The organism is Ureibacillus sinduriensis BLB-1 = JCM 15800, assembly GCF_000772955.1.
In the GTDB taxonomy this organism is placed as follows: domain Bacteria; phylum Bacillota; class Bacilli; order Bacillales_A; family Planococcaceae; genus Ureibacillus; species Ureibacillus sinduriensis.
Window position 1 is genome coordinate 46,033 of the sequence record NZ_JPVO01000042.1, and the last position, 14,160, is coordinate 60,192.

The 14,160-nt window shown below is 37.5% G+C and carries 12 protein-coding genes; 9 read left to right on the plus strand and 3 right to left on the minus strand.

Annotated elements, in window-relative coordinates; genetic code table 11:
* The first annotated feature begins 90 nt into the window (after positions 1-90).
* The gene (locus CD33_RS04275; protein ID WP_036198530.1) at positions 91-900 is read left to right on the plus strand and encodes an ATP-binding protein; all 810 of its coding nucleotides are present in this window, start codon (positions 91-93) and stop codon (positions 898-900) included.
* Positions 901-948: 48 nt separating this feature from the next.
* On the opposite strand, the gene CD33_RS04280 is transcribed toward CD33_RS04275, so the two are convergent.
* Positions 949-1,740 (minus strand): enoyl-CoA hydratase/isomerase family protein, encoded by a 792-nt coding sequence (locus CD33_RS04280; RefSeq protein ID WP_036198531.1) that lies wholly within the window; start codon positions 1,738-1,740, stop codon positions 949-951.
* A gap of 287 nt (positions 1,741-2,027) precedes the next feature.
* Here CD33_RS04280 and CD33_RS04285 point away from each other — a divergent pair, with 287 nt between their 5' ends.
* Complete coding sequence (locus CD33_RS04285) at positions 2,028-2,897, plus strand: tyrosine-type recombinase/integrase (RefSeq protein ID WP_036198532.1); 870 nt, start codon at positions 2,028-2,030, stop codon at positions 2,895-2,897.
* A 255-nt stretch (positions 2,898-3,152) separates the two neighbouring features.
* Here CD33_RS04285 and CD33_RS04290 read toward each other — a convergent pair whose 3' ends face one another.
* Positions 3,153-4,181 carry a PTS sugar transporter subunit IIC gene (locus tag CD33_RS04290; RefSeq protein ID WP_036198534.1) on the minus strand — a complete coding sequence of 343 codons (1,029 nt, stop codon included), beginning with the start codon at positions 4,179-4,181 and terminating at the stop codon, positions 3,153-3,155.
* Between the two features lie 319 nt (positions 4,182-4,500).
* Between CD33_RS04290 and CD33_RS04295 the strand changes: the two genes are divergently transcribed.
* From CD33_RS04295 to CD33_RS04305, 3 genes are all read left to right on the plus strand, one after another.
* Positions 4,501-4,929: a GatB/YqeY domain-containing protein gene (locus CD33_RS04295; protein WP_036198535.1), complete on the plus strand. Its 429-nt coding sequence runs from the start codon at positions 4,501-4,503 to the stop codon at positions 4,927-4,929.
* 180 nt (positions 4,930-5,109) lie between these two features.
* Positions 5,110-5,286 (plus strand): hypothetical protein, encoded by a 177-nt coding sequence (locus tag CD33_RS04300; RefSeq protein WP_036198536.1) that lies wholly within the window; start codon positions 5,110-5,112, stop codon positions 5,284-5,286.
* A gap of 218 nt (positions 5,287-5,504) precedes the next feature.
* Positions 5,505-7,214: a putative bifunctional diguanylate cyclase/phosphodiesterase gene (locus CD33_RS04305; RefSeq protein WP_176400120.1), complete on the plus strand. Its 1,710-nt coding sequence runs from the start codon at positions 5,505-5,507 to the stop codon at positions 7,212-7,214.
* 72 nt (positions 7,215-7,286) lie between these two features.
* Here the strand turns inward: CD33_RS04305 and CD33_RS04310 are convergent, their stop codons facing one another.
* The gene (locus CD33_RS04310; RefSeq protein ID WP_036198537.1) at positions 7,287-8,678 is read right to left on the minus strand and encodes a hypothetical protein; all 1,392 of its coding nucleotides are present in this window, start codon (positions 8,676-8,678) and stop codon (positions 7,287-7,289) included.
* 339 nt (positions 8,679-9,017) lie between these two features.
* On the opposite strand from CD33_RS04310, the gene CD33_RS04315 reads away from it, so the two are divergent.
* The 4 genes from CD33_RS04315 to hutH all read left to right on the plus strand — a co-directional run bounded on the left by CD33_RS04315 (position 9,018) and on the right by hutH (position 14,122).
* Positions 9,018-10,640: a YceG family protein gene (locus tag CD33_RS04315; protein WP_052129992.1), complete on the plus strand. Its 1,623-nt coding sequence runs from the start codon at positions 9,018-9,020 to the stop codon at positions 10,638-10,640.
* A gap of 29 nt (positions 10,641-10,669) precedes the next feature.
* Positions 10,670-11,764, plus strand: coding sequence for a toxic anion resistance protein (locus tag CD33_RS04320; protein WP_036198539.1), 1,095 nt, complete (start codon positions 10,670-10,672; stop codon positions 11,762-11,764).
* Between the two features lie 275 nt (positions 11,765-12,039).
* Positions 12,040-12,483, plus strand: a complete 444-nt coding sequence (hutP, locus tag CD33_RS04325) for a histidine utilization transcription antiterminator HutP (RefSeq protein WP_036198540.1) — start codon at positions 12,040-12,042, stop codon at positions 12,481-12,483.
* Positions 12,484-12,604: 121 nt separating this feature from the next.
* Entirely contained in the window at positions 12,605-14,122 is a 1,518-nt protein-coding gene (gene hutH, locus CD33_RS04330; protein WP_036198542.1) for a histidine ammonia-lyase, read from the plus strand.
* Positions 14,123-14,160: the final 38 nt, after the last annotated feature.

The following is a 14,160-nucleotide window of genomic DNA, read 5'->3' on the forward strand; positions in this document are numbered from 1 at the left end:
TTATTTAAAGTCCATATTCCTGTAGTTAATTGAAGAGTGCAGCACCATTAAAATCTGATGTTGTATTAAACAACGGTTGGGAGAGAGTTTATGAAAATACATTCGCTAAGTGGGCCAAGTGGGACGGGTAAAAGTACGAGTGCCATTCAATTTGCATACGAAAACCAAATCGAAGCAATTATAGATGATGGATTATTGATCATAAAGGGACAAAAGGTAGCGGGAACTTCAGCCAAATTCGAAAAAAACACCATTACAGCGGTGCGCCGGGCAATTTTCCAAGAAGAACAACATAAACAACAAGTTATGGAAGCCTTAATCGAGTACGATGTGAAAGCGATACTAATTATAGGAACTTCCGATAAAATGACGAATAAAATTGCAAAACGTCTTGAGCTAGGACCCATTCAATATTTCCATCATATCGAGGAGATTCGATCGACAAGAGAAATCTTAATGGCAAAATTCATCAGAACAACTCAAGGGAAACATCTGATGCCGATTCCTTATAAGCAGGTTGAACAGAATTTTTTCAAGAGATTTATTTCCAGAGGTTTTGATATTTTCTCGAAAAATAAGGTGAAGTTGGGGGAAACGACAATTGTTCAGCCAGATTTTCATCAACAAGTCATCGACATTTCAAAAAATGTCTATGTGGATTTAATTAAATATATCATAAGTCAATATAAGGTAATTGCAAAAATAGACGCCATTCACTTCGTAATGAAAGATTATAGACAAGTGCTCTATTTAGCCGTTTATCTCACTTCACCAGTGAATTATAATGTGATGGATAAAATGTGGGGATTGCAGCAATTAATTTGTGAGCAATTTTTAAGGCATTTTGAATTTGAACCCTCGGCAATAGAAATTAACATTAAAGGGATTTTAGAAAAATAGTTTAGCAAAGAGGCTGCCAAACAAATCGATTTGGCAGCCTTATTTTAATTACTTGCGATTGAAGCGAGGTTGGCGTTTTTCGACAAATGCTCGGACACCTTCAGGAAAATCGTTGTGATCTACAAAAGGTGCGGATGATTTCCAAAGAACAGGTGCAGAATCAAGACATTCCTGCACGGAACGCTTTACGGCTAGTAACGAGGAAGGAGACATGCCTGCAACAAGCTTCCCCATACGAAAAGCAAATTTATTCAAATCTTTTTCCGCGACAAGATAATTCAACAATCCGGCTTTGTATGCTTCATCAGCCTTATACATTCGTCCGGTAAAAACAAAATCTTTTGTAGCAGACGGACCTATCAAATCTACGAGTCGTTTAGCAAATTTATTATTAAGCGTAATGCCAAGCTTGCCGACTGGAATTCCCATTCTTGCTTTCTCTGAACCGATCCGAATATCACAGGCAAGCGCCAATTCGAGCCCGGCTCCCATGGCAGGTCCATTAATAACTCCAATAACGGGAATCGGTAATCTTTCAATGGTTGAAATCGTCTTTTCCATATGAACAAAAGCTTCTTCAGCCTCTTCCAAAGATATTGTATGGAACTCTTTAATATCCGAACCAGCTGTGAAATTATCGCCAGATCCACGCAGGATCAATACTTTATTTTTGGGGTTATCAAGAGTTTGTAGTGCTATTTTAGCTAATTGGTGCCACATGTTTGCCGTCAAAGCATTCTTCAACTGTGGTCGATGAATCGTAATAATGGCGAGTCCGGCGGTTTCTTGATAAATAATTTTTGCATCCTCTTCCTGCAGTCTTGTAGTGCGTACTTGCATTTGAACAGCCCCTTTACTTTGTTATAGCCATTATACAATAACTTCCACTCTCGATAAATTTTGAAAATCCATATAGTGGGCAGGAATCATTGTTGCTGCTAGTAGTCCGACAATTTTTATGAAAATAAGTGTCGACTTTGATATAATAGGAACCTATGTTCTGTTTAAGGTTTTAATCACTTGCATATTATCCGACACTATTTTTATAATAAATATAAAGAACGCACGCACCTATACTAACGAAAAATATAATCATATTACGCAGGGCAAATAAGGAGTTTTTACTCATGGAAGAACTGGCATCGCACTTTAAAGGATATATGGAAAGTTTGGGGAAATCCCGGCATACTATCAAACAATACGGTATTGATACTGAACAATTCTTAAGATTTATGCAGGATCATCATCTATCCTTTGATGATCATCTTCATAATATAGTCGGTACTTATAACAGCTACTTGGAAGAAGTGTATTCATCAGCCGCAAGCATTAACCGGAAAAGGGCATCTCTTCTTCAGCTTTTAACTTTTCTGGAACAACGGAAAATTGTATCCGGCATCCCGGTAAGATTATTGAAGCCAACTCGGTTGGATAGCAAACCGATCCAGACTTTAACGATCGAGCAATTGAAAAAGGTAACGAATTATTGGTTTGAAGTATATCAAACTGCACTGAATACAGAAAATAGGTGGATTGCTTTGAGGAACTTTTGCCTAGTGAATATGCTGCTGGAATTAGGGTTGAAACCATCAGAAATCACAGCATTGAAGTGGTCTTCTATAAAAGGCAGGGAAGTGACGATCGTTCAAAATAAAAAAAGTAGAAAGTTACTGCTATCACAAATTATTTACAACTGGCTCGAGCTATTTCGTTATGAAACAGCGGAATTGCTGCCTTTAAGTAATAAAGGAGAATTTGTATGGCTAGGTCTTGGCAATAAGCAAAATGCTCCAATAACGGTGAAGACGGTTGAACGAATTTTCCAATCCATGTCACAACAACTAGGATTTAAAATTACCGCCACTGTAATCAGGTATACACTCATTGAACATGAAGTGAAAAATAACCAAGAGGTACAGCTCTCCGAACTATATAAGCGATACGGATACTCACGCAAGAGCGTTTTACTTGAAAGGGTCAGCCGTTTTAATTATTGATAACTTGTCCAAGAGAGGATACTACAAAATTTCAGACCGGTACAGAAATAATAGTGCAAGTCTATTTTAGAAATTGACAATATATAAATTGATTGCGTGAAGGGCCCACCCTGTGTGTAGAGCAGGAGAGTACAGGCTTGTGCCGTGCCGTTGGATGTGCGCTTTCGCAACGGATATCAATTTAGGCTACGTAAGAAAAAACCATTTTCCTTCTTAGGAAAATGGTTTTTTCGGGCTATTTCCCCGTCTTATGGATTATTCATAATTTACCTTATAGTCATCCGATTTCACCAATTTTAACTTTGCTTCAAACAATTTTAAAAAGACAAGATTGAGTAGTATCGGAAGGACAATGAACAAAATTAAAGAAATGATTATGCTTCCGGAATGCCATCCTTCAATATCCAGATACTTTAGAGGGCCGACAAACCCAGCCAATCCAAATCCAGCACTATAAGGAGTACCCTCTATTTGAAATGCACCAGCAAGGGCGCCAAGTATGGCAGCTGTCATGACCATTGGCAGGGCAATTTTCGGTTTCATAAGGAAGTTGCGCATTTGGATTTTGGCAGATGCAACATGTGCAAGGGCGGTACCGAAGTTGTTGGCCCTTAAACTTGCGATACACATTCCGACACCTGACGCACACACACCAAGGTTTGCTGCTCCCGCGCCAATCCCTGACAGCATAATTACGGTCGCAACACCAATTGTCGAGATTGGTGAAATAATTAGTAAGGAGAAAATCATGGCAATGAGCGCGCCCATTATGATTGGTTGAAGATCTGTTAAGTACATAATTCCATTACCGATCAATAATGAACTATCTTTAATATATGGAAGAATGGATAGACCAATTAAACCCGGGACAAATATTGTCAACGCCGGCATTGCAAGAAGTGTCCATTCTTTTAATTTTGAACCTAAAAACTGAACAAATAAAATCGCAAGGGCGGATGTTAAGCCGATATTTATCACGGTCCCGATTCCGGCCATTGTTATCGAACCATCTTCCATTACAGTAGTGACACCACTCCCGATAAAGGCAGCCAATCCTACAGAACACGTCTGAATCGGCGTTAGTTTAAATTGTATTCCTGCCATCACGCCGATAACAACGGGCAGTAAACTCATTACAATGACCGAGGCATTCAGCACCGTTTCGAAAAAGGGTATGTACGGAATAACTAATTTCAATATTTCTCCGACAAGAGCATTGGGAATTAAACAAACTACAATTCCCAAACTCATACCGGTTAATAGTTTACTAATAAAATCTTTCATTGTGCAACAAATCCTTTCTAAGATGTCCAAGACTTAACATCACGCTTTAATGTATAGATAATTATATTTCTTTAGAAAAGTATTTCAATACTAAATTTTCTGAAATTTAATGAATCAGATAGGATATTGCCCACATAGAGAATGGAAACGTTATTTTAGAGAAAATCGTTTAATAAATAAGTTCAAAGATAAATTTCAGCAACTCGTAATTTCTTGAATGAAAACTTGGAAATTTCCCATTCTGCTTAAAAATTGGCGAAAATTGGACATTTACAATATAGTTAAAGTGAATCAGGTTATACTGAAAGGAAGATGAGATATGTTAAAAGAAACAGTTTTTGAGAGATTAAAAACAGCCATGAAGGAAAAGGATGTTTTGGCGAAAGGTGTATTAACACTTTTAAAATCTGCTTTAGATACAGCAGAAAAAGAAAAAGGTGCACCCCTTACAAATGAAGAAGAAATAGCTATTGTTAATCGCGAAATCAAACAAACTAACCAATCTCTGGATGGTGCCAAACAAGCCGATCGAGAAGATTTAATTGAAAAGGAAGAAGCAAAGCTTACATTATTAAAAGGCTTCTTGCCAAAACAACTATCTGAAGAAGAAATCGCTGCAATACTGACGGATGCAGGAATTGGCCAAGGAGTGAACATGGGGGATGCAATGAAGATTGCTAAACCGTTGCTCGCAGGAAAAGCGGACGGGGCTACAATCTCGAAAATAGTAAAAAATTTAATTTCATAAACGAAATTGGACCTACGAGAACTCGTGGGTTTTTTTATATTAAAGACAAAATAGGGAGTTGTTTAGTGACAAGAGGATTTAACACTATTTTTGGACAATAGTTGACTAGATATATATCGTGTTATACATTAGTATAAATATAAATACGCTGTTATATAACAATGAAGGAGGATGATAACTATGTTAATTTATCGTGAGGGTTATGACTACTATAAACAAGCATGTGAACAGTACGGATTGGAGCCAATTAATTTTGCCTTTTATTTATTGAGATTATCGAAAGAACAATTGGATGCTTTCAATGAAAAAGCGGAACTAAAAAAGGGAGATACTCTTGTTCATGACTCTGAAAACTAACAATTCATTACAACCTTTCATGATTTCACAAATGGAAGGTTGTTTTTTATTATAAAAGGGACTTTTGGATTATTACGTATAAACAAAATGTAATGAAAATTATACATTATTCGACATATACTCTATTCACTTGCTAGCTTTATATGTATAATATTTTTATAATACTAAAAAATATTTATATTGAGGCATTTCAGTCAATTTGCAAACGGGGGAACTTCATGGTCATTAATCAAATTCAGCCAACAGATGCCTCACTCATGGAGCATACTTATGAAGAATTAAAAGATATAAAAGCGGCTATTCTTGAAGCTGTTATACTGGCGGTGACAGATTCTAAAGGCATAATAACCGCTGTAAATGATCGTTTCTGCGAAATTTCGAAATATAGCAGGGCAGAGTTGATAGGAAAAGATCACAGCATTTTAAATTCCAGGCTTCATCCAGAACAATTTTTCAATACAATGAGGACAACAATCGAGAATGGCCGGCCGTGGAGCGGTGAAATATGCAATCTTGCTAAAGACGGCTCAATATATTGGGTGCACACTACAATCGTCCCTTTTTCAAATGAAAACGGAACACTATACCAGTGTATATCGATCCGAACAGATATCACCGATCAAAAAAATACCCAGGTCATTAAGCATTACGAAAACCATGATCGATTGACTGGGCTGCCTAACCGTAGATTACTGGCGCAGAGGCTAAATCTCCTGATCGAAAAAAATAAAGTGAAGCAATTAGAATTTGCAGTATTCCTCATAGATATTAATCGATTTAGACACATTAATGATGCACTGGGCCACAAAATCGGGGATCTCTATTTAGTTGAAGTGGCAAAAAGATTCCAATTTATTGAGCCTTCTGGCAGCTCCTTTTACCGTTTGAATGGTGATGAATTTGTATTTTTACTTGAGGATATGAGATTACTACCAGAAATGGCTGCAAAACTCATGGGGATTTTCGAAAAGCCTTTTACTTTCAATAATCACGAGTTTTATTCAACGGTGAGTGTTGGTATTAGCCAATTCCCTCAACATGGCACCAACTTGGATAATCTAATGGTGAATGCAGAGTTGGCAATGTATGTTTCAAAAAGTAGAAAGGGTAATCAATTTGAGCTTTTCAAACATAAGTTGGTAGGTAAAAACGATCATATACTTGTTCTTGAGACCAAGCTACGTCATGCCTTAAAACAAAATTTGCTAGAACTCCACTATCAACCAAAAATGGACTTGAAAACCGGTAAACTGGTTGGGATGGAAGCGCTTTTGCGATGGAATGATGAAGAATTAGGGCAAATCCCGCCAAATGAATTCATTCCATTCGCTGAAGAGTGTGGGTTAATCAGTGATATTGGTGAATGGGTCTTGAAAAAGACAGCGCTCCAAATTAAAGAATGGGAAAAACATTTTCTATATGATTTGCGAGTGGCAGTCAATATTTCACCATTACATTTTAAAGAGCCTGATTTTGTGGACAAGCTTAACGCTATTTTCGAAGAGACAAAAGTAAGGCCGGAGCATCTGGAAATCGAACTTACTGAAATGAGCATGATGGATTATAACAAGGACCTAATCAACAAAATTCAGGAAGTAAAAAGGCTCGGCTTAACTGTGGCAATCGATGACTTTGGAACAGGCTACAGTTCGTTGGGCTATTTAAAACAATTTCCTGTCGATACGCTGAAAATCGATCGGAGCTTCATCGTCAGTATTACTGAAGGTGAATCAGGGGTTGCTATGGTTGCTGCTATTATCGCTTTGGCACAAGCCCTAAAATTAAAAGTAGTGGCCGAGGGTGTGGAAACTAAGGAGCAAATCGAAATCCTGAAACAATACAACTGCGAGTATGTACAGGGATATTACTTCAGTAGGCCGTTGAATGTAGAGGATATAACGCTAAAAATACAAAAATCAATGAAATAAAAGTCAGGAACATCTTGCATTGTTCCTGACTTATGTAGGGGTATGTAGGGTGTGCAATTCCTTCATACCCTTTTATTCGCTCAAAAGCTCTTGCAGTCTCTCGTATTCTTCATTTCCTACAGCATCATAATATTGGAATAACAAATCCGAATCAACTTTGATCATATCTTTAAAATTTATATACAGTTCCTCTGTTAAATGCCTAATAATAATCGGGACAGGTTGATTATGGTTAAAGTGCTTTAAATATTTTTTTATAAAGCCTTCTGATAGTTCACACCATAAATTGTTCCCTAAAGCTTCAAATTCAATATATTGAATGTGGGCAGATAGGAAATCCTCAGTTAGATGTTCGTTATAGTGACAGGCTGATTGCCAATCGATTTTGTCCCTGTAACGGTGCAGCCAATGAGGCTCCAGGACAGCACTAATTAAACTGATTTGTCGTTTCGAATATTGGGCAAACAACGTATCCATTTCTTTATTTGATCGTTTTTTGTATCCCATATCATCGTAGATCTGACTAGCCAGCGATGGTATGCCTTTAATCATATGTTCGCTGCCCTGCCATCTATACTGGCCGCGTTCAAACTCGAAGAAATGGTATTCCATTTTTTCTTCCTCTTGCTCCAATTCATCTTCATCCAGTAAGTGGATTGTACTATATTCGCTGAAATAAGTTTCATCCTCTATAAAAACATCGATTTCCTGTTCAAAATGGTCATTTATTTTTAACTTTTTTCGCTGTAGTTCATTCACAATATAGTTTTTAAAAGATGCAGACAATCGGGATAAAACCGGATAATTATACTGCAGAGAAGAAACATCCACTTGGTCTAGATGTTCAATTAAATACTGTTCAGTTAACTGGTCGCATGCATAGCATATATAAGAAAAATCAACGTAATCTAAGTACTTTTCAAACTCTGTAGGGTGGAGTTTTACTAGATTGTATCTCCAAAAACAATAATCATGAATAAACTTTTTTGACATATTGGGATTGGCTTCAAGCATTTGGTTCATGTCAATTTCATCGATGATCGGACCTACATATGAAGGAATTGATTTTACATCAAATTCTTCAGGGAAGTTTAACCTGTCCAAACCTTTTTGAGGTTTGAATTTTCTTCTTCGGCTAGAATGTGTTTTCAGGCTATAGGTACCAATAAATCCGCGCTCATCCAATAAAATATAAGCCAGTTCCTGTCTTTGATCCCTAGTCAGCTTTATATTTTTAGGGAATTTTACTGAGGCGTAATATGTAATATTAGACATATCATAGAAAAATTTAAAATCACCCTCAGGAGTAAAATCCGAGCGAGAAGTATTTTTTTTCCAATACAAAAGAGCCCCGTTAACTGGGGGATAGTTTGAAAATTGAATATTAGCTATTGAAAAAATATTATGTGAAAGTGATTCATCATAGACAGTTTTTATAAATTCAATATGTTTAATTTTAAGCATACTGTACCTCCATTATTTCTATTATATTTCTTTGGAGAAAGAAACAATAGTAAAAAGTGTTGTGAGAGTATGAATTCTTCCATAAAAATGCTGGAATTTTTAACGCAGAGTTTGTCCACTTTACTAACTTATTGCGAATCCATGTAATTTAGAACTAAATTTATTATTTTATGCAGAAAAACAGAAATGCATTAACGGCGAGTTATTCGATGTGCCTCAAAATGATTTGCAAACAAAAGTTAATGAGAAAATATGGATTAACACTCTCTACATACTGTTAAAAGATGTATAATTGAATTTATCGATAAATATTGAATTTAATTAAAAGATGGTGAGTTTATGCGTTCAAATTATGTTGTGTCATTGAAGGAAACAAGGAACCCACTGGAGGATATCGTGGTTCCTGTTGATAAAAGAATCGGTTACATCGAAGGGCAAACTCCTGTGATACCTATTTATTTTTATCGTTTACTTGGTGTGGAGGGTGACGAAGAGAACGATTTAAACATATATAGAAATGAATTATTTCGACTAAACGAACAGTTGACTCAAAAGGGGCGTTATGTGCGGTTTGATGGGCCGATACTTACTCCGCAAAACAATGAAATGAGCTATTTTAAAAATTTTATCGGCTCAAACTTAACACAGGATAAAGTCGCCTTGAGAAAGCAAGGTATATCCTTATTCTTCAACTCCAGAATCTTTTATGGCCACAGTCTTTATCGCGCCATACATTTAGCGTTACAACAAGTTCTCGATCTTTTTCTTAAAAACGAGTCTTTTGTCAATACGTCAAAAATGGAGACATTTGTTGTAAAGATGTTGATTTGGCTGCAGCGTATTATGCCAAATCTTTTTCCATCGAGTCAAATTCCAAATGATATACCAAAAATATTCTTCTATGGGGATATTAAAGCCCATGAAGTATATTTCCTGATTTTCCTTTCTTTAATTGGAATGGATGTGCTTTATATTCATACAGATAAGGTTAAAGAACAGAGGTTCTCGCAAATCGATCCATCTGACACATTCTCCAAAAAGATGGAATACCCAAACAGCTTCCCACTTGAACCTTTCCCATCTGAAGAGAGAAGGGTTAGGAAGAAAACGGTGACATATGAAGCGAAAGAAGAAATCGAAAGCTTCTTATATGGGGAAGATGTTGGATTGTTCAAAACAAGACAGTATGAAGAGGGATTAACAAAACCGATCACGTTAAGAACGACTCATGATGAAATGAAAATTCTATGGCATGAAGATGCAAAAATCAGACCGGAATTTGAAGTGGAGAATGATACCGTGTTTGTCCCAAATTTGTTTGTGAAAGTAAGTGGCACTTATCCAGTTCTTGATGAATATTGGAATGAATTATTTGAGCTCAAAGGTACTGTCAATACGGTGTTTAAAGAAAAAGTCGACTTCACACCGATAACTTACAGCAGGCAAGAAATGTACTCCACTTCATTTATTTTGGATGAAAAGGAATTAATAGATAAGGAAAAGTTGTTTAAGCACCCTTTATATAAACTATCGTATTTAAATCAAACAGTTCAGGATTTCATTGTGAGCAAAATAAACGAACTGATCAGATCGGATATGTTCATGCAGGAAATGACTACCGATTTAAGGGTCAAAATCCTCATGACCATCATTACGATGGAAAAAGAATTTTTAAGATTAATTGAATCTTTTGATTTTACGGGAAAGGTTCCCAAAATCGTGGTATACAATAATAAACCTGATAACTTTACCGAAACGGACATTATTCTGCTTTGCTTTTTTAATTTGGTGGGGGCCGATATACTTATATATACGCCAACCAATTATAATAATATTGAGGCGTGGATAAATCACAATTACTTTGATGTCCACCAATTACCATCCGTACAATTTGATTTGGAAATCCCAAAAGAGTTGCCTAAGTCAAAAACAAGCTTTTTCAAAAAACTGTTTAAACGATAAATCACTTCTAACTAAAAGGAGGAAGTAAGATGGAAATAGCAAATGATATAGTTCAATTACCGAATGAATTGCAACAAAAAACAGAGGAGATTAAAAAAAAAGTACAATACGCACCGGAAGTGCAAGTGATCATCCGCCAGCTTGATATTGAGAATCTTAACTCAATCGTATCATTTGGAAGCCAATCCGCAGTCGAAATCTCAAATTTTTCAGACATGTTCTTAAGTTCAATCAGAAGGACGAAGATGGAGGAGGCCAAAGACTTGACTTTGCGCCTTGGTAAAATCATGGAAGTTTTTAATTTGAATGATTTTGAACAAGAAAAAAAACCAACATTTTTTCAGAAGCTTTTCAAAAAGGCGAAAGATTCCTTGGAAACGATCCATAAAAAATATGAAACTATGCAGACAGATGTTGAAAAGGTAGGCATTACGCTAAAAAAATTTGAAGCGGATATTTTAAAGGAAAATGACCAACTGGAAACACTATTCCAACATAACTTAGCTTATTATGAAGAGCTCCAAAAATATATAGCGGCAGGCGAAATGGCCGTTCAGGAAATTTCACGCAAGTTGATCCCCGAATGGGAAGAGAAGGTCAAATACTCCGGCAATCAACTGGACCAATTGAAGCTGCAAAATTTGCATCAAGCAAAACAAATGCTCGAACAGCGAATTTACGATTTACAGTTGGCAGAAAATGTCGCGTTGCAAAGTCTCCCAATGATCAAAATCAACCAGATGGGCAATGATGAATTGGTTCGGAAAATCAATGCTTCATTCATTGTGACGCTCCCATTATTCAAACAGGCTTTAATACAATCGGTCGCATTGAAACGACAGCAGGTGAGAGAAAAAGCGCAGCAAGCATTGGATGAAAGAACAAGTGAGGTGCTTGTGCGTAATTCAAATAATGCTCAGTTACAAGAAAAAGCGATGGCGCACTTAAGAACCGGGAACTCACTTCAACTGGAGACTCTCGAAAAAACATGGAGTACAATCATGCAGGGGATTGAGGATGTGAAAAAGATTTATTCGGATACCAGTGAAATGCGGGAACAAGATACGAATAAATTGGAGAAGTTCAAACGAATGTTCGAACAACGCAAAATGTTGACAGATTAATAGTATAAAAATAAGCGTATCCACCAAATTTTGGGATACGCTTTTTCTCGTCTGAATTCTTAATAACCCTGCACCCCAAACACTAGAAATACTCCCTAAGGGTGTTCAAAATGATATTTGGCATTCCACTCGACGTATACTACTCTAATTTTTCCCAAGTTTTCAAAACTTCCGTTGACACAGTTTTTTGAAGCGTTTACAATTAAATTAGTTAATAGATATTAGATTATTCAGCAAATTGTATATTTACTTAGAAAACGAAATGAGATGTTCACATGGCTTTAAGTAATGATCGCCGTATTGGTAAACACGCCATCCTGCTTTTGCTTTCTGACGACTCGGATGAACATCTTGAGTGGCTCAAGCAATTGAATTGGAAAAGTTGTACAGGAAAAGTTGGATCGATGGATGCACATAAAGTTGTTGCTGCAATTGAAACGGCGGCAAAAAAAACTGGCGTTATTAACCCGGATTTATATCGTGAATCACATGCACTATATCATGCGATCATCGAAGCATTGAATGGGATAACTAGAGGTCAAGTGCAAATAGGATCCGTCTTGAGGACAGTAGGTTTATCTTTTGCCGTTTTACGTGGAAACCCATATGAAAACGAGCATGAGGGAGATTGGGTTGCTGTTTCCTTATACGGGACAATTGGTGCACCTGTTAAAGGATCTGAGCACGAAACAATCGGTTTAGGCATTAATCACATATGAATCGCCCATAGTATTTTAGTTAATAGGGGGCTATATCAAGGAATCATTTTTGGTGATTTCTTTGATATAGCCCCCTTTTCTATTGGGTTATTTTACAAAAGGACTGGAAGGGAGACAAATGATGGTTACATTAAACGGTCAAACACTTACATTTTCAGATGTAAAAAAAGTGTTATACGAAGGAGAAAAAGTTGTTTATTCCGACGAGAGCATGAAAAAGGTGCAGGAAAGCCGAAGAGCAGTTGAAAAAATCGTTTCTGAAGAGAGAATTGTTTACGGGATTACAACAGGGTTCGGAAAATTTAGTGACGTACTTATAGAGAAGGAGGATGTAGAAGCATTACAGCTTAATTTGATTCGTTCGCATGCATGCGGGGTAGGTGAGCCGTTTCCGGAGGTGGTGTCGCGCGCGATGATCCTCCTTCGGGCAAATGCTTTATTGAAGGGCTTTTCAGGTGTGCGTCCCGTAGTTATTGAAAGACTGTTGGAGTTATTGAATGCTGGGGTTCATCCGGTAATTCCCCAGCAAGGATCACTGGGTGCGAGCGGGGACTTGGCGCCGCTGTCACATTTGGCCTTGGTGCTGATTGGGGAAGGGGAAGTTTTCTATAAAGGAGAAAAAATGTCCGCAATTTCCGCATTAAAGAAAGAATCAATCCTCCCGCTTACCTTAACGGCCAAAGAAGGCTTGGCCTTGATAAATGGCACACAAGCGATGACTGCAATGGGGGTTATTGCTTACTTGGAAGCAGAAAAGTTGGCCCATCAAACAGAACTCATTGCATCCGTTACAATCGAGGGGTTACGGGGCATTATTGATGCTTTTGATGAGGATATTCATTTTGCTCGTGGCTATAAAGAGCAAGTGGAAGTGGCAGAACGGATACGTAAGTATTTGGCCGATAGTTCTTTGACGACAAGACAGGGGGAACTTCGTGTGCAAGATGCTTACTCCATACGTTGTATTCCTCAAGTGCATGGTGCCACGTGGCAGACATTAAATTATGTGAAAGAGAAATTGGAAATTGAAATGAATGCAGCAACGGATAATCCTTTAATTTTTAACAACGGCGAAAAAGTTCTATCCGGTGGTAATTTCCACGGTCAACCGATCGCATTTGCGATGGATTTTCTGGCAATCGCCGTAGCGGAACTCGCCAACATATCGGAACGCCGCATCGAACGACTCGTAAATCCGCAACTGAATGACTTGCCACCGTTTCTAAGTCCTGAACCCGGCCTGCAATCAGGTGCAATGATTATGCAATATGTTGCGGCATCGCTAGTATCGGAAAACAAAACCTTGGCACACCCGGCAAGTGTCGATTCAATCCCATCATCAGCGAACCAGGAAGATCATGTAAGTATGGGGACGATCGGGTCCAGACATGCCTATCAAGTTATTACCAATACTCGTCGAGTATTGGCGATAGAAGCCATTTGTGGTCTGCAGGCTGCCGAAATACGAGGGAAAGGCAAAATGGCTTCAGCAACACGCGAATTTTTTGACAGTGCCAGAAAAATTGTTTCCTCGATTGACGCCGACCGAGCGTTTTCTCAAGATATCGAGGCAATGAATGAATGGTTAAAGAATGGAAGTTTTCAATTCTCAAGATGCGAAGCATTGATGCCTAAATAACTTAGTAAGGTAGATGGTTTTATAAACGCTTCTTTAAA

Bases quoted from the DNA above. Each gene is read 5' to 3' on its own strand.
- CD33_RS04295 (WP_036198535.1), top strand. From the start codon at position 4,501: ATGTTAAAAGAAACAGTTTTTGAGAGATTAAAAACAGCCATGAAGGAA.
- CD33_RS04305 (WP_176400120.1), top strand. From the start codon at position 5,505: ATGGTCATTAATCAAATTCAGCCAACAGATGCCTCACTCATGGAGCAT.
- CD33_RS04300 (WP_036198536.1), top strand. From the start codon at position 5,110: ATGTTAATTTATCGTGAGGGTTATGACTACTATAAACAAGCATGTGAA.
- hutH (WP_036198542.1), top strand. From the start codon at position 12,605: ATGGTTACATTAAACGGTCAAACACTTACATTTTCAGATGTAAAAAAA.
- CD33_RS04290 (WP_036198534.1), bottom strand. From the start codon at position 4,181: ATGAAAGATTTTATTAGTAAACTATTAACCGGTATGAGTTTGGGAATT.
- CD33_RS04310 (WP_036198537.1), bottom strand. From the start codon at position 8,678: ATGCTTAAAATTAAACATATTGAATTTATAAAAACTGTCTATGATGAA.
- CD33_RS04315 (WP_052129992.1), top strand. From the start codon at position 9,018: ATGCGTTCAAATTATGTTGTGTCATTGAAGGAAACAAGGAACCCACTG.
- hutP (WP_036198540.1), top strand. From the start codon at position 12,040: ATGGCTTTAAGTAATGATCGCCGTATTGGTAAACACGCCATCCTGCTT.
- CD33_RS04285 (WP_036198532.1), top strand. From the start codon at position 2,028: ATGGAAGAACTGGCATCGCACTTTAAAGGATATATGGAAAGTTTGGGG.
- CD33_RS04280 (WP_036198531.1), bottom strand. From the start codon at position 1,740: ATGCAAGTACGCACTACAAGACTGCAGGAAGAGGATGCAAAAATTATT.
- CD33_RS04320 (WP_036198539.1), top strand. From the start codon at position 10,670: ATGGAAATAGCAAATGATATAGTTCAATTACCGAATGAATTGCAACAA.
- CD33_RS04275 (WP_036198530.1), top strand. From the start codon at position 91: ATGAAAATACATTCGCTAAGTGGGCCAAGTGGGACGGGTAAAAGTACG.